This window comes from Variovorax sp. Soil_C_19 (assembly GCF_057657255.1).
Map to the genome: position 1 here is coordinate 83814 of NZ_JBDGIV010000006.1, position 18618 is coordinate 102431.

Annotated in this window: 19 protein-coding genes; 4 read left to right on the plus strand and 15 right to left on the minus strand. The window is 68.8% G+C overall.

Annotated elements, in window-relative coordinates; genetic code table 11:
• A complete protein-coding gene (locus AC3A6R_RS14775) occupies positions 1 to 897 on the minus strand; it encodes a LysR family transcriptional regulator (RefSeq protein ID WP_487864707.1) in 897 nt (298 codons plus the stop codon).
• 120 nt (positions 898 to 1017) lie between these two features.
• Between AC3A6R_RS14775 and AC3A6R_RS14780 the strand changes: the two genes are divergently transcribed.
• On the plus strand, positions 1018 to 1635 hold the full coding sequence (locus tag AC3A6R_RS14780) for an FMN-dependent NADH-azoreductase (RefSeq protein WP_487864708.1): 618 nt from the start codon (positions 1018 to 1020) through the stop codon (positions 1633 to 1635).
• A gap of 18 nt (positions 1636 to 1653) precedes the next feature.
• Here AC3A6R_RS14780 and AC3A6R_RS14785 read toward each other — a convergent pair whose 3' ends face one another.
• From AC3A6R_RS14785 to AC3A6R_RS14800, 4 genes are all read right to left on the minus strand, one after another.
• Entirely contained in the window at positions 1654 to 2340 is a 687-nt protein-coding gene (locus AC3A6R_RS14785; RefSeq protein WP_487864709.1) for a class I SAM-dependent methyltransferase, read from the minus strand.
• Positions 2341 to 2361: 21 nt separating this feature from the next.
• A complete protein-coding gene (locus AC3A6R_RS14790; RefSeq protein ID WP_487864710.1) occupies positions 2362 to 3342 on the minus strand; it encodes a Bug family tripartite tricarboxylate transporter substrate binding protein in 981 nt (326 codons plus the stop codon).
• A 39-nt stretch (positions 3343 to 3381) separates the two neighbouring features.
• Positions 3382 to 4419 (minus strand): Rieske 2Fe-2S domain-containing protein, encoded by a 1038-nt coding sequence (locus AC3A6R_RS14795; protein WP_487864711.1) that lies wholly within the window; start codon positions 4417 to 4419, stop codon positions 3382 to 3384.
• A gap of 108 nt (positions 4420 to 4527) precedes the next feature.
• Positions 4528 to 5334: a helix-turn-helix transcriptional regulator gene (locus AC3A6R_RS14800; RefSeq protein WP_487864712.1), complete on the minus strand. Its 807-nt coding sequence runs from the start codon at positions 5332 to 5334 to the stop codon at positions 4528 to 4530.
• A 199-nt stretch (positions 5335 to 5533) separates the two neighbouring features.
• Between AC3A6R_RS14800 and AC3A6R_RS14805 the strand changes: the two genes are divergently transcribed.
• Positions 5534 to 6085, plus strand: a complete 552-nt coding sequence (locus AC3A6R_RS14805) for a PH domain-containing protein (protein ID WP_487864713.1) — start codon at positions 5534 to 5536, stop codon at positions 6083 to 6085.
• Here the strand turns inward: AC3A6R_RS14805 and AC3A6R_RS14810 are convergent.
• The 6 genes from AC3A6R_RS14810 to AC3A6R_RS14835 all read right to left on the minus strand — a co-directional run bounded on the left by AC3A6R_RS14810 (position 5988) and on the right by AC3A6R_RS14835 (position 12278).
• The gene (locus AC3A6R_RS14810; RefSeq protein ID WP_487864714.1) at positions 5988 to 6725 is read right to left on the minus strand and encodes a class I SAM-dependent methyltransferase; all 738 of its coding nucleotides are present in this window, start codon (positions 6723 to 6725) and stop codon (positions 5988 to 5990) included. The two genes, AC3A6R_RS14805 and AC3A6R_RS14810, sit on opposite strands and share 98 nt — an antisense overlap.
• A 174-nt stretch (positions 6726 to 6899) precedes the next feature.
• Entirely contained in the window at positions 6900 to 8288 is a 1389-nt protein-coding gene (locus AC3A6R_RS14815; RefSeq protein ID WP_487864715.1) for an FAD-dependent oxidoreductase, read from the minus strand.
• Positions 8289 to 8294: 6 nt separating this feature from the next.
• The gene (locus AC3A6R_RS14820) at positions 8295 to 8840 is read right to left on the minus strand and encodes a phosphonate degradation HD-domain oxygenase (protein WP_487864716.1); all 546 of its coding nucleotides are present in this window, start codon (positions 8838 to 8840) and stop codon (positions 8295 to 8297) included.
• Between the two features lie 13 nt (positions 8841 to 8853).
• Positions 8854 to 10302, minus strand: a complete 1449-nt coding sequence (gene phnY, locus AC3A6R_RS14825; RefSeq protein ID WP_487864717.1) for a phosphonoacetaldehyde dehydrogenase — start codon at positions 10300 to 10302, stop codon at positions 8854 to 8856.
• Positions 10303 to 10321: 19 nt separating this feature from the next.
• Entirely contained in the window at positions 10322 to 11548 is a 1227-nt protein-coding gene (gene phnA, locus AC3A6R_RS14830; RefSeq protein ID WP_487864718.1) for a phosphonoacetate hydrolase, read from the minus strand.
• Between the two features lies 1 nt (position 11549).
• Positions 11550 to 12278, minus strand: coding sequence for a phosphonate utilization associated transcriptional regulator (locus AC3A6R_RS14835; protein ID WP_487864719.1), 729 nt, complete (start codon positions 12276 to 12278; stop codon positions 11550 to 11552).
• A 114-nt stretch (positions 12279 to 12392) separates the two neighbouring features.
• Here AC3A6R_RS14835 and AC3A6R_RS14840 point away from each other — a divergent pair, with 114 nt between their 5' ends.
• Together AC3A6R_RS14840 and AC3A6R_RS14845 are read left to right on the plus strand one after the other, a co-directional pair.
• Positions 12393 to 13523 carry a 2-aminoethylphosphonate--pyruvate transaminase gene (locus tag AC3A6R_RS14840; protein WP_487864720.1) on the plus strand — a complete coding sequence of 377 codons (1131 nt, stop codon included), beginning with the start codon at positions 12393 to 12395 and terminating at the stop codon, positions 13521 to 13523.
• A 123-nt stretch (positions 13524 to 13646) separates the two neighbouring features.
• Positions 13647 to 16124 carry a sensor domain-containing protein gene (locus tag AC3A6R_RS14845; RefSeq protein ID WP_487864721.1) on the plus strand — a complete coding sequence of 826 codons (2478 nt, stop codon included), beginning with the start codon at positions 13647 to 13649 and terminating at the stop codon, positions 16122 to 16124.
• On the opposite strand, the gene AC3A6R_RS14850 is transcribed toward AC3A6R_RS14845, so the two are convergent.
• Genes AC3A6R_RS14850 through AC3A6R_RS14865 form a run of 4 tightly spaced genes read right to left on the minus strand, consistent with a single transcriptional unit; the run spans position 16102 to position 18614 of the window.
• A complete protein-coding gene (locus AC3A6R_RS14850; RefSeq protein ID WP_487860503.1) occupies positions 16102 to 16338 on the minus strand; it encodes a hypothetical protein in 237 nt (78 codons plus the stop codon). The two genes, AC3A6R_RS14845 and AC3A6R_RS14850, sit on opposite strands and share 23 nt — an antisense overlap.
• A 20-nt stretch (positions 16339 to 16358) precedes the next feature.
• Complete coding sequence (locus AC3A6R_RS14855; protein WP_487860502.1) at positions 16359 to 16910, minus strand: YbjN domain-containing protein; 552 nt, start codon at positions 16908 to 16910, stop codon at positions 16359 to 16361.
• Between the two features lie 25 nt (positions 16911 to 16935).
• Positions 16936 to 17877, minus strand: coding sequence for a peptidylprolyl isomerase (locus AC3A6R_RS14860; protein ID WP_487864722.1), 942 nt, complete (start codon positions 17875 to 17877; stop codon positions 16936 to 16938).
• Positions 17874 to 18614, minus strand: coding sequence for a hypothetical protein (locus tag AC3A6R_RS14865; RefSeq protein ID WP_487864723.1), 741 nt, complete (start codon positions 18612 to 18614; stop codon positions 17874 to 17876). Before AC3A6R_RS14865 ends, AC3A6R_RS14860 begins: the two co-directional genes overlap by 4 nt.
• Positions 18615 to 18618 lie beyond the last annotated feature (4 nt).

An 18618-nucleotide genomic window follows, 5' to 3' on the forward strand; every position in this document is an offset into this window, starting at 1 on the left:
TCAGGCCTTGAGACGCCGCTGGAGGTCGTCGAGCAACCAGCGGCCAGCCGGCCCGAGCGCGCGGTTGCGCTGGTGGGCCGCATAGATCATCAGCCCCTCGCGCGGCGTCGGGTCGTCCTGGACCTTGAGCACCTTCAATTGCCCTGCCTGGAGCGGACCGGCGACCAAATGCTCGGGCATCCGGCACCATCCGAATCCGGCAAGAAGGAAATCAAGGCGACGTCCCAGGTCAACGAAGCGCCACAACCTGGCGCTCGATAGTCCGTAGCTGGGCCCGGACGGGTCCACCGGATCGGAGAGCACCAGTTGAACATGGGGCTCGAGGTCGCCGGGCGTCGCTGCCCGTTTCAGCGCAGCCAATGGATGCGTCGGTGCCACGACGGCACGCATCCCGATGCGCAGCAGCGGATGGGCAACGATGTCCTCGGGCACGGCAGGCAGGAGCATGCAGATGGCCAACGCTGCCGAACCGTTGCGCAGCCGCCGCAGCGAACCGCCGAGTCCTTCGGTCGAGAAGCTCACCGGAAGATCGGGAAAGGTATCGCTGAGCGCGCGCAAGCTTTCGATCAAGGGCGCCGTCGGCACCAACGGATCGATCGCGAGCGCGAGTTCCGGCTCCAGCCCGCCGCGCGTGCTCGCCGCGACAGCCTCGAAACGCGCAGCGCTCGCCAGCACCAGCCGCGCCTGGTCGACCAGCACGCGCCCGGCCTCGGTCAATTGGGGCCGGTGGCCGCGCCGGTCGAACAGCGCAACGCCCTGCACTGTTTCCAGCGCGGCGACGGCCTGGCTGATCGCCGATTGCGCCCGCCTGAGCGTGCGGCCGGCGGCAGAGAAACTGCCGGCATCCGCGATCGCGACGAGAACACGCAGCTGGTCAAGGGTCAGGGTTCCGATCATGAACCATCATATATTCAGATGAAAATCATCATATTTTTATCTCTTCCCCTGATGAGTAGCGCACGGTCCAATCACTCCGAACAGCCCAATTTCTTCGGCTGGCATTCTCAGGAACCATTGATGACCCAGCTTCTTGTCGTTGAGACCAGCCCCCGCGGCGAGCACTCCATCTCGCGCCAGATGACCCGGCGCTTTGTCCAGGATTGGCGCGCCGCGCATCCCGATGGCGAAGTGATCGTGCGCGATCTCGCAGAAACAGACCTGTCGTTCGTCACCGCCCCCTGGCTGGAGGCCTATTTCACGCCGCCGCAGCAGCACTCGCCCGAGATGAAGCGCGTGCTGCGGCTGTCCGACTGCCTGGTCGACGAATTGCTCGCTGCCGACCACATCGTCGTGGCAACGCCCGTCTACAACTACAACGTGCCGGCCGCACTGAAGGCATGGGTCGATCACATCGTGCGCAAGGGACTGACGCTCGGCTTCGACGGCCAGGGTCTCGTCAAGGGCAAGAAGGCCACGGTGCTGCTCGCCTCCGGTGGCGTCTACGCCGAGGGCTCGCCGATCCGCGACCGCGATATCGCGACGCAGTATCTGCGGCTGATCCTGAATGTCATCGGCATCAGCGATGTGACGGTCGTGGCCGGCGGCGGTGCCAAGGCGGTGGATTTGCGCGAGCAGACCATGGACGGGTTCCTGGCGAAGCTGCAGCCGGCGATCGAGCAGGCTGCCAGGGGTTAGTGTCCTGTTCGCGAGCCTTCAGGCACACGCCACCCACCCCCGAAACGCCAGCCCCGCATAGAACAACTGCACGTCCGTGAAGCCGGCTTCGCTCAGCAGTTCTTCTTCCTGCGCCGGCGCGAGCAGCGGCAGGCGCTCGCCGATTGCCGTGGCCGCATGGCGCGCGTTCTCGGGCGCGACACCCGAGGCCGCTGCAAAGGCCGCATAGCGCGAGAGCCACAGCGACTTCTGCGCTTCCGGCGACTGCGGAAAACTCAGGTGCGCCATGACCAGCGGCGCGCCCGGGCGCATGCGGCGGCGGATCTCCAGCAAGGTCGCGCCGCGTTCCTCGAGGCTCAGGAAGTGCATCGTCAGCAGGCAGGCCGCGGCATCGAACGGCCCCTCCGGCGCGGTGTCGGTATAGCCATGGTGGAGCGCGACACGCGCCATCAGCGGGCCGAGGGTCTGCTGCGCCAGGTCGAGCATCGGCTGTGCGGGATCGACGCCGACGAAGTGCCATTGCGCAGCGGCCTCGGCAAACGCCTTCAACTCCAGGCCACCACCCGCGCCGACGATGAGCACGTGCGCGTCCACCGGCGCGCGCTCGGCGAGCAGCACTGCCGCCATCTTGTGGAGGTCGTGCACGCCCGGCACCAGGCGGGCGGTCTTCTCGGCGTAGTTGGCGACAGCGCTTGCGTCGCCGAAAGGGGCGTGGGTCTGGGACATCCGGACAGTCTAGGCCCTGCCCTACTGCGCCTCGATCCCGAACTCACGCATCCGCTTGACGATCACCTCGAAGTCCCGCTTGTAGCTTTGGCTGAACTCCTCCGGCGTCGTGTTGAGCATCTCGAGGCCGCGCTCGGCCATCTTCGCCTGCACATCCGGCATCGCGGCCGCGGCGCGCAGAGCGGCGGTCAGGCGCTCGACGACGGGCTGCGGCGTCTTCGCAGGCGCAACGAAGGCAATCCAGACCGCGGCTTCGAACAAGGGGTCGTCGAAGCCGAGCTCGCGCATCGTCGGCACCTGCGCCAGCACCGCGGAGCGCTCGCGCCCCATGATCGCGAGCGGCACGATCTTGCCGGCCTGCACATGCTGGCGCGCGAGGCCGGCCGAGGTGAGGCCGACGCTCACGGTGTTGCTCAGCAGGTCGGCCATCACCGGCGCTTCACCGCGCTGCGGCACATGGACCATGTTCGCATCGAGCTTGCGATTGAGCGCCTCGCCCGCCAGGTGACCGAGCCCGCCCGGTCCCCATGTACCGTAGCTCAGCTGCTGGCCGGGCCTGGCGGCGAGCTTCTTGAAGTCGTCCATGTTCTTCACGCCGAGCGCCAGGTTGGCGGACAGGATGGCGGGGCTGCGCACCACCTGCGTGAGAAAGACGAAGTCGCGCTGCGGGTCGTAGGGCAGGCTCTTGTAGAGCGCGACGTTGTTGATAAGCGAGTCGCCCAGCGTGACGGCGATCGTGTAGCCATCGGGCGCAGCCCGGGCCACCTCGCCCAAGCCCACGGCACCGTTGGCGCCCGCCTTGTTGTCGACCACCACCGCCTGGCCGAGCGACTTGGCGACACGCTCGCCGATCAGCCGCGCCACGAAGTCGTTGGCGCCGCCGGCCTGCGCGGTGACGACGATGCGTATCGGCTTGGTCGGGAAGGTGGCTTGGGCGAAGCCGGCGACGGGCAATGCCGAGAGGACGGTCGACAGGCTCAGGGCCAGGAAGGTGCGGCGCATCGGGGGTCTCCTTTTCTTGTGTGTTTCAGGCGGTCGAATTCAGGCCGTTGCGCGCGCCGGCGACGGCGCGCTGCACTCCCGCTCGACCTCCTGCTGCAGCAGGCGGCGATAGCGGACCAGGGCCTGGTCCATGCCGAGCAGCAGCATCGGAACGTCGGGGTCGATGTTGCGATGCTGTGCCGTGATCGTCTCGCGGTCTTCCTCGAAGGCGGTGACCAGCCCGCGGTAGATCGCTTCCGTCACGGCCGGGTCGCCGATGCTGCTGCGGTGCGACTGCTGGAAGAAGTAGTGCGTGGTGGTCTCGGTCTCTGGCGTCAGCGTCTGGCAGCTGTGCAACTGCACGCCGCCGCGCAGGTCGCCCTCGGCCTGGCCCACTGGCGCCCCGCCCGAGTGCATCAGCAAGGTGCCCGGCAGCACGAAGTCGTAGATGAAGTAGCGGTCGACGTTGCGGTCGAAGGCCTGGAACGATCTCCAGAATGGCGAGGGCGGCACGTCCGGAACATGCCGCGTGACGCGAATGCCGCGCGGGACCGCCTCGATCTTCGGAACCGCCTGCGCGATCGCGGTCGACCCGCCCAGCGTGCCCTCGTGCACATAGCTCAGGTGCGAGAAGTCGAGCAGGTTGTCGCAGACCAGCAGGTAGGGCGTGTCGTAGTGCACGTAGCCGGGCTTGTACGACCAGTCGGGATGGTCGCAGGAGAAGTTGTCGGGCAGCAGTGCGCGGTCGGCCAGCGCCGGGTCGCCCATCCAGACGAAGATCCATTGGTTGTGCGACACCACCGGATAGGTCCGCACGCGCGTCTTGGCGGGAATGCCCGCGAGGCCGGGCGCTTCGACGCAGATGCCGGCCGCGTCGAACTTGAGCCCGTGGTAGCCGCAGCGCACGCAGTCGCCTTCGCGGCGTCCGCGCGACAGCGGCGCATGGCGGTGGCAGCAACGGTCCTGCATCGCGACCAGGCCGCCATCGGCAGTGCGGTAGACGAGGATCGGCTCATCGAGCACGCGCCGCGTGAACAGACCTTCGGCGGGAACCTCGTGCTCCCATGCAATGACGTACCAGCAGTTTCGAATCCACATGCCTGTCTCCGTGATGTCCAGGCAATGTAGAAAACGCAGGCCGTGCCGTCTGTCCCCGCAGAAGGGTACAAGCGCACCCGGGCCGCGTCGGCCGCGCGGGCCTGCCGCTCAGTGGATGAAGCGCATGAGCTGCTGCCGCCCGTGGATCGCCAGCTTGGCGTAGGCGCGCTTGCGCAGCGTCGCGACGGTCGACGCCGCGATGCACAGGTCGGCAGCGATGCCGTCGGTGCCGATGCCGCAGGCGATCCGCGCACACACCGCGCGCTCGCGCGGCGAAAGCAGCGGCGCCGTACGCTGCAGCGTGCGCTCGATCTCTCGCCCGCGCAGCGCGGCATCGGGCGACGCGAGGTGGGCGAAGAGCGCGTTGCGATGCGCTCTCTTAAGGATCGGCGCCAGCCCCAGGAGCTGCTCGACGTCGGCAGCTTCGAACCGGCCGTCATGCGCGTCGCGGTAGAGGTTGATCGCGAACAGCGTGCGCGGCAGCGGTGCATAGAGAAAGCTCAGCCGGCCGGTGAGCTGACGCCCCACGAAGATCTGGTCGCGCCAACCTGGGTCGGGAATGTCCGCCACGTCGTAGAGCAGCGCGGTCACGGGCGCATGTGAGGAGGCTTCGCCGACCATGCGCGCGGCCAGGCGCGTGAGCTCGTCGGCCTGGCGGAAGCGGCGCTTGTAGAGCGAGAAGCACTCCGCCGTGATGTTTGCGTGGCGCCCCGTCGAATGGCCTTCGACCTGCGAAGGCACGCCATCCACGTACTCGACGAGCGAGATGTACTCCACCGGCAGGACCTGGTTCACGAAGTCGAGCATCTCGCGCGCCGGCGCCCGCCCGTCGCCCGCGTCGAGCAGGCGCGCCACCGCCGCGGCATCGAGCATGTGCCCTGCCGGTGGAACGTCGAGCAGCCAAGTGGAAGCCATGACGCCGGAATATAGGCAAGCCACCCGCGAATCAACAGAGTGAATGCCCGCAGCGACGCGCCGCCGCGGGTAAATACCCAACAACTCGATGCGGCAACCAGTGCCTCCCGCTTTTCCGTGACATCTTCCTCGACATCCTGGTCAACGCTGTGCTGCGCCGAGCCGGCTCAGTTTGAGGCGAGTAAAGTCTTGCGGCCAAATGACACTCCAGCCACTGCAACTCAAATCGATCCTCTTCCTGGTTGCAGCCGTCGCCATCGGTCCGGTCATTGCGAGCTGGGCACTCCTGCGCCAAAACGCCCCCGCGGCGAACACGGTCGTGCTCTGGGCGATAGTGACCATCGCAGTCATCACGGGTGCTGTGCTCGGTGGCGCGCTGCTGCGCCGGTCCTTGACGCTCGGCAAGGACGAGATCGCGCTCAAGACAACCTTCTACGCGCGCACGGTCAAGCTCGCCGAGATCACCGGCGTGGAGGAGATCAGGCCCGGGAGCACAGAGGATGTGATCGGCATGAGAGTCAACGGGCTCGGGCTGCCCGGATTTCAATCGGGCTGGTTCAGCGCCAGGTCCGGAGGTCGGGTTTTCGTAGACCGTGGAGCGGGCGGCTACCTTCTGATCTCTGTCGGGCAGCAGCCAAAGCTCGCAGTGGGCGTCAGGGATGCGACGGCAACCATGGCGCTTCTTCAGCAACGCCTTGCGAGCGCGCAGCATTGCGCAACACCACCAGCTTCGACAGCCCGAACAGATTGACCGACTCCACGCTGAGCACCTGCCAGTCGTGGGCAAGGATCTGCTCGTCGTAGCGAAAATCGGAGCGGAACCCCACATGCTCGGCCGCCGAGCGCACGGCGCGTTCCAGCAGCCACCACGCCTTGCTGCCGCTGAAGTGATTCAGCACCACGAGCGTTCCGTCGGGCTTGCACACCCGCCGCGCCTCGCGCACGAGCTCGGCGGGCCGGGGCGTGACCGACAGCACGTAAGGCAGGGTCACGCAGTCGAAGCTGGCGTCGGGAAAGCGCATGCGCTCGGCATTCATGTGCTCGATGGCGATGTGGTGCTGTGGCAGCCGGGCCGCGCGCTCGCGGGCGCGCTCGAGCATGTCGTGCGACAGGTCGATGCCGACGATGCGGCATTCGGGCGGGTAGCCGGCCAGCGCCAGGCCGGTGCCCACGCCGACCTCAAGCAGCGAGGCCGGCTGCAGCGTGCGAACGCACTCGGCCATGCGCCTGCGCCCGGGCTCGAGCACCTGGCCGAACACGGTGTCGTACAGCGGCGCCAGCCGGTCGTAGGTGCGGGCAACGCCCGCCTCCAGGGCTGGCGATTCGGGCAGCGGGCGGTCGCCGTGCGCCGCGTGATGAGGGTCGACCGATCGGGCTCTGCTGTCCGTCATCTTCATTCCGTTCCAGTTCCAGGTGGGGCGCAAGCCGCCAGTTTGCACATTCCTGGCTGCGCGGCAAGCGGGATGCCCGTCCGCGCGTGCGCACGTACCGGGTGGCGCACGCTGAAGCTCCGCAAGAATTGCCGAAAGTCTTGCCGCGCGGACGCCCTGCCGCCGCGGTGCTTCTCAGCCCTTGTCGGCCTTGCCCGCCGCGTTCGCCAGCTTGCTCAGCATGCGGTCCACCAGCCAGGGTTGGCGGTTCTCGTCCTCGGCGCGCTCCTTGCGGCGGATCGCGTTGCGCACCACGATGGATCCCGCGTAGCGCAGCGGCTCGGGCGGAAACTGGCCGAGCGGCCCGTGCGTCATCGGGCTGCGCGTCCAGGCGTTGTCCTGGTCGAGCAGCAGCGACGAGAGGATCTGCCCGCCCATGTAGGTCGGCCCGACGCCGTTGCCCGAATAGCCGAAGCCGTAGTAGATGTGGGGCGCGCCGTCGAGCCGCCCGAAGAACGGAAAGCCCGTGGCCGAGCGGTCGGACGGCCCGTTCCAGCTCGCCGTGATCGGCGTGTCGCGCAGCGCCGGAAAGAACGCATGCAGCGCCTGCGTGAGCTGTGCCTCGTACGGCGATCGCTGGTCGAACACCCGGGCCATGCGCCCGCCCCAGGCGAAGGTGTTGCCGCCCTTGCCCAGCATGAGGCGGCCGTCGACCGTGCTGCGGTAGTAGTAGACGAAAGTGCGCGAGTCGAGCACCGAGACGCCGTCCGTCAGGCCGATGCGCTGCAGCAGCTCGGGGCACTTCTCGGTGATGACCATGTCGCTCGAGACGATCGCGATCGTTCGCTCGAACTGCGCGAAGCGGCTCGCCATCCAGGCGTTCATCGCGAGCACCAGCTTCTTCGCCTGCACACTGCCGGCCGGCGTGCCCACCACCACCGGGTGACCGCGTTCGAAGTCGAGCATCGGTGTGCGTTCGTGGATGCGGATGCCCATCGCCATCGCCACCCGGCGCAAGCCCCGCACCAGCTTGCCGGGGTGCACGGTGGCGGCGATCGGCGAGTACACGCCCGCGAGGTTGCGCGCCGAGCCCGAGCGCCGCGCCACCTCGTCGGGCGGCAGCGCGTGGTACGAGTGGATGCCGCGCGACGCGAGCGCCTGCATCATCGGATCGAGCGTGCCGACCTGCGCCTGCGAGGTGGCGGTGTAGAGCGTGCCGTCGCACCGCAACTCGGCATCGATGCCGTGGGCGGTGCAGAAGTCGGCGATGTGCCCGACCGCGGCCTCGGAGGCCTTCACGAGCCGCACCGCCTCGTCCTCGCCGAACAGGCGGCGCAGTGTCAGGAACTTGGCCGACCAGGTGAGCAGGCAGCCGCCGTTGCGGCCGCTCGCACCGGCGCCGCACAGGTCCTGCTCGAGAATGACGATGTCGAGCGCGGGCGCCTGCAGCTTGGCCTGGATCGCGGTCCAGAGGCCGGTGAAGCCGCCGCCGACGATGCAGACATCGGCCTGCTGTTCGCCCTGCAGCGCGGGGGCCAGGTCGCCGTCGTTGAAGAGGGCCTGCTCGATCCAGAAGGGGCGCATGCGTGCTTACGCCGCGGCGAGTTCGAGGTGCCGCAGGAAGTGTGCGAGGTCGGGCGTGCGCGCGTCGGGCAGCTTGGCCACGTCGTCCCAGCGCCGCAGCCGGACCGCGTCCATCGCATGGGGTAGCGCCTCGAAGGCGCGGGCCGCGGCCTCGTCGAACACGCCGCCCTGCAGTTGCAGGCTGCGCTTCGAGTCGGGAGACAGCGCCTCGAGGTAGCCCGACTCGCGCGCACAGAGAAAGCGCTTGGCATCCACATGCAGCCGGATCGGCGCGAGCGTCGCGTCGCCGAACAGTCCGCGCAGAAACGGCAGGCAGCGGTACTGGTGCAGGTCGTCCAGGCCCTGCTGCGTCGGCGTGCCGCCGAAGTCGTGCAGCAGATGGCCCAGGTCGTGCAGCAGCGCGGCCGCGATGAGCGCGCTGTCCGCACCCGCCTGCTCGGCCAGGTGCGCCGACTGCAGCGCATGTTCGAGCTGCGTGACGGACTCGCCGTCGTACTGCGCGTGCCCCTTGGTTTCGAACAGGCCGACGATGTCGGGAAGGTTCAGGCTCATGGTCTTGGCCCTCTCACCACGGCAGCGAATAGGTCTTGGTGTTGGTGAAGCTCTTCATCGCCTCGAGCACGCCTTCCTTGTAGCCCAGGCCCGAGTCCTTGATGCCGCCGAAGGGCGTGAGCTCGAGCCGGTAGCCCGGCACCTCGCGCACGTTCACGCTGCCCACCTGGAGCTCGCGGATGAACTGCGTGATGTAGTCGAGGCGGTTGGTGCAGATCGACGACGACAGGCCGTAGGCCGTGCCGTTCGAGATGCGGATCGCCTCCTCGATGTTCTTGAAGCGGATCACCGGCGACACCGGCCCGAAGGTCTCGTGCTTGGCCACCGTCATCTCCGGGTCGACATGGTCGAGCACCGTCGGCGAGTAGAGCGCGCCGCGGCGCTCGTTGCCGTACAGCAGCTTCGCGCCGCCGGCGATGGCTTCGTTGACCACCGCCTCGAACTGCTTCGCGGCGGCTTCGTCGATCACCGTGCCCATGTCCATGGCGGGGTCCATCGGGTCGCCGTATTTCAGCGCGCGCGTCTTGGCCACCAGCAGCTCGACGAAGTGGTCGGCCACGGATTCGTGCACCAGCATGCGCTTCACTGCCGTGCAGCGCTGGCCCGAGTTCTTGTACGAGCCGCTGGCCGCGAGCGTGGCGGCCTCCTCCACGTCGGCGTCTTCCATCACGATGATCGGGTCGTTGCCGCCGAGCTCGAGGATCTGGCGCTTGTAGGCCGCCTTGCCCGCGATGTACTTGCCGATCGGCACGCCGCCCGTGAAGGTGACGAGGTCGACGTCGGCGTTGGTCAGCAGCTCGTCGGCGATCTCCTTCGGGTCGCCCGTGATCACCGACAGCATCTGCGGCGGCAGCCCCGCCTCGTACAGGATGTCGGCCAGCAGGAAGGCCGCGAGCGGTGTCTTCTCGCTCGGCTTGAGCACGATGCGGTTGTTGGTCGCGATGGCCGGCGCCACCTTGTGGATCACCTGGTTCAGCGGATGGTTGAACGGCGTGATCGCGGTGATGGCGCCCAGCAGCGGCTCGCGCAGCGTGTAGACCTTGCGGCTCTTGCCGTGGTGCGTGAGGTCGCACGAGAACACCTGGCCGTCGTCCACCAGCGCCTGGTTGGCCGCGAACAGCAGCACGTCGGAGGCGCGGCCCACTTCGTAGAGCGAGTCCTTTCGGCACAGGCCCGACTCGAGCGTGATGGTGCGCGAGATTTCGTCGAGGCGCGAAGCGATGATCTCGCCGGCGCGCATCAGGATCTTGTAGCGGTCGTAGCGCGTGAGCGTGGGCTTGTAGTCGCGCGCGATGCGCAGCGCGTTGCGCACGTCGTCGAGCGTGGCCTTGGGCACGGTGGCGATCACCTCCCCGGTGTAGGGATAGGTGACGTCGATGGTGCGGTCGCGGTGGACCTTTTCTCCGGCGATGCGCAGTGCCTCGCGGTGAATCTTGCCTGGCTGGAGGGCGGCTTGGCTCATGGGGTGGTGCTCCGGAGAATTATTGGGCGTGGTTCAGCGCGAGATCGAGCGCATCGAAGTTGCGCAGGCGGCGGCCGGCGTCGACGCCCGTGACCGGGCGGTTGCAGATCAGCGGCACGCGCTGCTCCGACACGCCGCCGTGGGAACGCAGCGGCACCTCGAGCGCCGACAGGTCATGGCGGCTCGCGGCGGTGCCGATCACGGTGCTGCGCTCGCTCACCACCACGATGTCGCCGATGCGGTCGGGCGGCAGCTCGAAGCGCTTGGTAGCCTCGGCGCGCGAGAGCACCGACTCCATGCCCGGGATCTGGCGGATGCGCTCGATCCAGCCCGGCACGCTCGCGGCGTCGGGCGCATAGACGGTGGCAAACGAGCCGAGCGCGCCGTGGTGCACCACGTAGGGGTCGGTGATCGGCAGGATGACGCGCGCCGTGCCCGCGCCGTACCAGCCGTCGAGCACGTCCTGCAGGTAGATGACGTTGGGCGTGCCGTCGCTGCCGTGCTTGTCGTTCATGCCGTGGTCGGCCGTGACCACGATGGTCGCGCCCAGCGCATCGAGCTGCGCGAGGTAGCCGTCCATCATCTTGTAGAAGGCGTTGGCCGCGGGGCTGCCCGGCGCGGCCTTGTGCTGCACGTAGTCGGTGGTCGAGAGGTACATCAGGTCGGGGCGGCCCGATTCCATGAGCTTCACGCCGGCCGCGAACACGAACTCCGACAGCTCGGCGCTGTAGACCGAGGGCACCGGCATGCCGACCATGCCGAGCACGTCGTCGATGCCGTTCTCTTCCATGGTCACCTGGTCCGACTTCTCCGACGAGAAGCAGATGCCCTTCATCTTGTGGCCCAGCAGCTTGCGCAGCTTGTCCTTGGCGGTGACCACCGCCACCTTGGCGCCCGCATCGGCAAAGGCCGCGAGCACGGTGCCGGCGCGCAGGTACTTGGGGTCGTTCATCATCACTTCCTGACCGAGCTCGCGATCGAAGAAGTAGTTGCCGCAGATACCGTGCACCGCGGGCGGCGCGCCGGTCACGATCGAGAGGTTGTTCGGGTTGGTGAACGAGGGCACCACGCAGTCGGCCAGCAGGTCGGCGCCCTCCTTGCGCATGCGTGCGATGGCCGGCGCGACGCCGGCCTCGATGGCGGCGTCGAGGTAGGCAGGCTCGCAGCCGTCGACGCAGACGACCACGATCGGGCGCGCCATCCAGCGGTAGCTCCTGGCATTGACTTCGAGTGTCTCCGGTGTCATTTCAGACTTCCTTTTGGGGTGGGTTGTTCGTTGCGTCGGCCATGCCGGGCGCGGTGCGGCCGAAGGCCTTGTGCATGCGGGCGCGGCTGCCCGCCACGTGCTCGCGCAGCGCGCGCCCCGCGGTGTCGGGGTTGCCGCTCGCAATGGCGTCGACGATGCGGTTGTGCTCGTCGGCCGACACGCGCAAGCCGCCGCCGCTGTCGAGCGCGCGCATCCTGAAGAGATGCAGCTCCTTCACCAGGCGCTTGTAGGTCTCGGTGAGCTTCTGGCTGCCGGCGGTGTCGAGCAGGATCTCGTGGAACTGCAGGTTGAGCTGCGCGTACTGCGCCACGTCCTGCGCCTGCGCGGCCGAGCGCATGGCCTCGACCATGGCGCGCAGCCGCGCCACCGCGTCGGGCGAGATCGCGAGCGCCACGCGCCGCCCGATGATCTCTTCGAGCGCTTCGCGCAGTTCGTAGATCTCATCGGCTTCCTCGAACGCGATCTCGCGCACGAACACGCCGCGGTTCTTCTCGTTGCGCACCAGCCCTGCTTCCTCGAGCGCGCGCAGGGCTTCCCGGATCGGGCCGCGGCTGGTGTTGAAGCGCTGCGACAGCTCGCTCTCGTTGATGCGGCTGCCCACCGGGAGCTCGCCCGTCATGATCAAACGCTCGATCTCTTCCTGCATCAGCATTGGCAGCGAGCTGGACTGGAGGAATGCGAGGGCGGCGGAGTGATTGCTGGTGACCATGGGGCGAATTTTTCTCGAGGGATTGCAAACTGTCAACAATTTTTTATTGACAGTCTTCAATCAGCCATCTACATTTCGCTCTCCGTCCGGAACGCCACGCTCGGAGAAAACACGATGACACCGACCCCCAGCCCCATCCTGCTCACGCCGGGGCCGCTCACCACCTCGGACCGCACGCGCCAGGCGATGCTGCGCGACTGGGGCTCGTGGGACGGCGACTTCAACGAGATCACCGCGCGAATCCGCGAGCGCGTGCTCGACATCGTGCACGGCAAGGGAACGCACGAATGCGTGCCGATGCAGGGCAGCGGCACCTTCTCGGTTGAGGCCGCCATCGGCACGCTGGTGCCGCGCGACGGCCATGTGCTGGTGCCGAGCAACGGCGCCTACTGCCAGCGCCTCGTCAAGATCTGCCGCGTGCTGGGCCGCAAGGTCACGACCATCGACTACACCGAAGACGGGCAGGTGCAGCCCGCCGACGTGGACCGTGCCCTCGCCGCCGACCCGGGCATCACGCACGTGGCGGTGGTGCATTGCGAGACCGGCGCCGGCGTGCTCAACCCGCTGCACGAGATCGCGCTGGTGGCCGCCAGGCACGGCCGCGGCCTCATCGTCGACGCGATGAGTTCGTTCGGCGCACTCGAGATCGATGCGCAGAAGACGCCCTTCGATGCGGTGATCGCGGCCTCGGGCAAGTGTCTCGAAGGCGTGCCGGGCATGGGCTTCGTGGTGGCGCGGCGCGCCACGCTCGAGCGCTGCGAGGGCAACAGCCACTCGCTCGCCATGGACCTGTACGACCAGTGGGTGTACATGGAAAAAACCACGCAATGGCGCTTCACGCCGCCCACGCATGTGGTCGCGGCGCTCGACGAAGCCATCTCCCAGTACCTCGAGGAAGGCGGCCTCGCAGCGCGCGGTGCGCGCTATGCGCGCAACTGCAAGGCGCTCGTCGACGGCCTGGCCGCGCTCGGCCTGCGCAGCTTTCTAGCCCCCGCCATCCAGGCGCCGATCATCGTGACCTTCCACGCACCCGACGATCCGGCCTACGACTTCAAGGCCTTCTACCAGCAGGTGAAGCAGCGCGGCTACATCCTCTACCCCGGAAAGCTGACCCAGGTCGAGACCTTTCGCGTCGGCTGCATGGGGCACTTCGGCGATGCGGGCATTCCGGGCGCGGTGGCGGCCATCGGGGAAACCCTGAGGGCGATGGGCATCCGCCAGGGCGCGGCCGCCGTGGCAGCCTGAGGCCGAAGCGGCGCCACGACAGTCACCGCTGACGCGCCGGCCCGAATCCGTCCTGCCAGGGCGGGTTGGCAGTGACCTACCATGCATGCCTTGGGAGATCCTCTTCAGAGGAAGGACATCGACATGGGTGACTACCGGGCGGCGCATTCGCCGGCGCATCTGCTGGACCCCTCGGTACCGGTGGCAGCGATCCTCGACAGCGTCGGGCACGCCGTGATCATCAAGGACGAGGCCTCGCGCTTCGTGCACCTCAACGCGCCCGCCTGCGCGCTGCTCGGCATCCCGCTCGAGCGCGCGCTCGGAAAGACGGATCACGACGTGCTGCCCGCGGAGACGGCCGACCGCATCCGCGCCGTCGACCTCGAGATACTCGCCAGCGGCAACGCGCGCAGCTTCGAGGAAGAGATCACCCTGGCGGACGGCTCCACACGGATCCTGTTCACCTGCAAGCAGCCGGTCGAACTCATCGGTGCCGAGGGACGGCTGCTCGTGGCGGTGATCTCCGACGTCACCGCGCTGCGCACGGCCGAGCGGGTGCTGCGCGACAGCGAGGCCCACTACCGGTCCTTCGTCGAACTGCATCCGCAGATCCCGTGGATCGCCGATGCGTCCGGCGCAGTCATCGAGGCCGGGCCCGGCTGGCCGCTGCTCACGGGCACCAGCGTCGAAAGCGGGCTGGGCGTCGGGTGGGAATCGGTGCTGCATTCCGACGACCTCGAACGCGTGCAGGTCCAATGGCAGGCGTCACTGGTCGATGGCACGCCCTTCGATGCCGAATACCGCGTGCAGAGCGCCAAGGGAGGGTACAGGTGGCACCGCAGCCGGGCGGCTCCACGGCGCGATGAGCACGGCCGCATCGTGCGCTGGTACGGCCTGCTCGAGGACGTGCACCCGCAGCGCACCGCAGTCGACGCGCTGCGCGAAAGCGAGGCATCGGTCAAGGGCATCTTCGACAGCAGTCCCGACTGCATCAGCATGCTCGACCTGTCGGGACGGACGCTGCTGATGAACAAGGCGGCACAGCGCATGATCGGCGTGGACATCGCTGAGCTTGCCGACCGCGCGGTGCTTGAAAAGATCTTTCCCGACGGTCGGCTGCAGAGACTGCGCGCCATGTTCGACGTGGTGCGCGCGGGCGGCACCGCCCGCATCGATCTCGACTCCGTCGATGCGGAGGGCACGCACCGCTGGCTCGACGTCATCGCGGCGCCCGTGCTCGACAGCGCCGGGACGCCGAGCCGCATGGTGTCGATCTGGCGCGACGTCAGCGAGCGGCGCCATGCCGAGGAGGAGCGGCTGCAGGCGCAGAAGCAGATGTCGCACATGGCGCGCCACGACGTGCTCACGGGGCTGCCGAACCGCGTGGCTTTCCGCGAGGCGTTGCAGCGGCACCTCGCCGACGCGGCCGGTCGCGCGGCCCCGGTCGCGGTGCTGACGCTGGACCTCGACGGTTTCAAGGCCGTCAACGACGCCTACGGCCATGCGACCGGCGACCTGCTGCTGCGGGAGGTGGCCGAGCGGCTGCGGCTGTGCATGGGCGCCGACGACCACACGCTCGCGCGGCTCGGTGCCGACGAATTCGCGATCGCCTGCACCGGCCTCCAGAAGCCGGACGATGCGCTCGCGGTCGCCCGCCGGCTCATGGGCGTCCTGTTGACCCCCTTCGAACTCGACGGGCACAAGGTGGGCATCGGTGCCAGCGTCGGCGTGGCGGTGGCGCCCGACGACGGCGACGCGGCCGACGAGGTCATTCGGGCATCGGCGGTGGCGCTGCACCAGGCCAAGGCCACGGGCGGTGGCAGCTTCTTCAGGTACGTCCACAGCATGGACGCGCAGCTGCAGACACGCCAGGCGCTGAAGCTCTCGATGCGCGAAGCGCTCGTCAAGGGCGAGTTCGAGGTGCACTACCAGGCGCTCGTCAACCTCGCATCGGGCCGCATCACCGCGTTCGAGGCGCTGGTGCGCTGGCGCCACCCCGAGCGCGGCATGATCCCGCCGGCCGAGTTCATCCCGATCGCAGAGGAGACCGGGCTCGTCACCGAGATCGGCGAGTGGGTGCTTCGCGAGGCCTGTCGCGAATGCGCGGCATGGCCCGACGGCATCGCGGTGGCGGTGAACCTCTCGCCAGTGCAGTTCCGCGTCGGCCACCTCGTCGACACGGTGCGCAACGCGCTCGAGGGTTCGGGCCTGGGCCCTTCGCGCCTCCAGCTCGAGATCACCGAGTCGGTGCTGCTGGGCAATGACGACATGAACCTGCGAACGCTGCAGCAGATCCGCCAGCTCGGCGTGAAGATCGCGATGGACGACTTCGGCACCGGGTACTCGTCGCTTGGCTACCTGCGCAGCTTTCCGTTCGACAAGATCAAGCTCGACCGCAGCTTCATCGCCGACCTGCCCGATGGCAAGTCGCTCGCGATCATGCGCGCAGTGGCGGGCATCGGAAAGGCGCTGGCCATCGCCACCACGGTCGAGGGTGTCGAGACCGAGGCGCAGCTGCAGGCGGTGACGCGCGAAGGCTTCGACGAAGCCCAGGGCTACCTGTTCGCGCGGCCGGTGCCGGCCGCGCAGGTGCCGGGCGTCATTGCCGCGCGGAGGGCTTGACCCGCTGCTGCCTGGCCGGCTGGGCCGCGCGGCGCGCTGCACCAAGTTCCGCCATCGAGATCTGCAGCTCGGCCATCGTCTGCACGAGGAGCGCCAGCAGCGCGGCACGCTGCCGCAGGCGCACCGCCTCGGCACGGCGCGCGCGCTCGGCCTGGCGCGTCGTCGCCTCGATGGCCGCGAGCGCCGACGGACCGGCCGCGGTGCCCTGGTGCATCGTCACGCCCGCCATGCCCATCACACGGCAGCGGCGGCCACGCCCTCGGGCGCCGTGGCGGCCTCGGCATTCGCGGCATCCCCGCGCGCCTCGGCCGCCGGCGTGTGGTTGCGCAGGTGCAGGAAGAACTCGCCCATCATCTGCATCCACAGGCGCATCGCGAACGCGAGGTAGGTCGGGCTCACGCCGCCGGCCACCACCACGTCCATCTCCAGCACCACGAAGTCGCCGTGCTGCGCCACCCGCGCGAAGCGCTTGGTGCGGTGCCAGGCGGCCGGCACCGAGTCGGGCAGCGTGCCGCCCTGCACGCGCAGCGGGCAGCTCAGCGTGAAGTCCGCGTACTGCGTAGTGGTGACGGGGTTGCCCCACAGCACCTGGAAGCCGATGCCGTGGCTTGCGCTGTGCAGGCGCACCACGCCGTCCTGCTCGATGGCGGTGACGGCGGCACCGGCCGCCTTGATGGCGTCGGACACCTGCTCGGGCGTCACGGCGTCCAGCAGCAGGTCGAGGTTCGTTGCAGCGGCGGCGCTGTCGGCCGCTTCGGTGTTCGTCGTCAAAGATTTGTTGGTCATTCAGGAGCCTTTGGGCTTGGGTTGTTCAGTTCGTCTTCTTCAGTGCCGCGTCGAGCGCGGCGGCGTCGATGCTCAGCTGCGCCGGCGGCGCCAGCTGCGCCAGGAAGGCCTGCACCAGCTGCTGCTGGCGCTGCTGACGCAGGGCGGCGCGCAGCTGCGGCGTCATCTCGTCGAGCGTGGCGGTGCGCGCGGGCTGGATACCGAGCAGCTTCACCACATGGAAGCCGGCCTCGGCCTCGACGGGCTCGCTGACCTCGCCGACCTTGAGCTTCGCAATGGTGTCGCGCAGCGCGGGCAGGATGCGCGCGAGCGGCAGGGTGTCGACCTCGCCGCCGCGCTCGGCGCTGCGCGGATCCTGCGAGCGCGCGCGCGCCAGGGCGGCAAAGTCGCCGGCGCGCGCCTCGCGGGCGATCGCTGCGGCCGTGTCGCGCACCTTGGCCATGGCGGCGGCATCGCGCTCGGGCGTGGCCAGGTAGATCTGCGCCACGCGGTAGGCGGCGGGCAGGTTGAAATTGGCCTTGCCCTGCTCGTACGCAGCCTTCAGTTCGGCGTCCGACGGAAAACCCGCCGGCACCTGGCTCACCGAATCGAGGTAGCTGCTGCTCACGATGCGCGACGTGACCTCGCGCACGGCGGCATCGATCTGCGCCTTCACCTCGGGGCGGTCGGCCCAGCCCTTGGCGCGCGCGTCGCGCAGCAGTGCCTCGCTCACGAGGCGCTGGCGCAGCCAGGCGTCGAGGCTCGCGCGGTCGGCCTTCACGGCGGTGCGCTCGGCCTCGGGCAGCGCCTGCAACAGCCGCTCGACCTCGTCCTGCCGGACCGTGGCGTCGCCCAGGCGCGCGACCACGGCCTGACCCGGTGCGGGCGCCTGCGCGGCGGCCACGCCCATCGACGAGACCAGCACCACGCCGGCGGCGGCGCGAAGCCCCTGCGCCAACACGGTGGACGACGACTTGGTGCGCTTCATGGCTTGTCTCCCGCGGCGGGGGCCGCCGTTGTGGCGGCAGCGGCAGCCGCGGGCGCGGGCGTGTTCACCGCGCGCACGTCGAACTTGCCTTCGTACAGCTTGTCGCCGTACTGCTGCGCGATCTGCTCGAACTTGACGCGGCTCTGCGCGGCAAAGGGCTGGCGCGATGCGAGCACGCTGCCCAGGTCGACGGTCTCGTAGGCGCGCAGGATCTCCTGCCCCACCGCATAGAGCTGCTTGTTCTTGGCCTCGCACTGCGTGAGGGCGGTGCGCTGCATCGCGGCCTCGCCCGCGAGGCGCTGGCGCTCGGTCTCGGCGGCGCGCGCCATCTTCAGCAGCTCGTCGTAGGCGCCGCGGTACTGCGCCACCTGAGCGGCGGCCTTTTCGTTGGCGGCCTGCGCCTGCTGGCGCAGTTGCTCGGTGCCGGCGGTGGCCTGGCCGCGCGCATGACGCTCGGCCGACAGCTGCGCTTGGCTCTGCGCCAGCTCCTTCTTAAGCGCCTCGAGTTCGGCCGGCGCCGGCGCGGCAGCTGCGGCCGTGGCACCGGTACCCGCGGGCTGGCCGGCCTTCAGCGCGGCCAGCTCGTTCTGCACCTGCTGCAGCTGCGAGGTCGTCACGCGCAATTGCGCGCGCAGCCGCTCCTCCATGCTCTGGCCCTGCGCCTGCTGTGCGTGGGCCATGCCGGCCGTCGCGGCCAGCACGGCCAGCACCAGCGCCGAAAGATGTTTTCTGGACACGGGG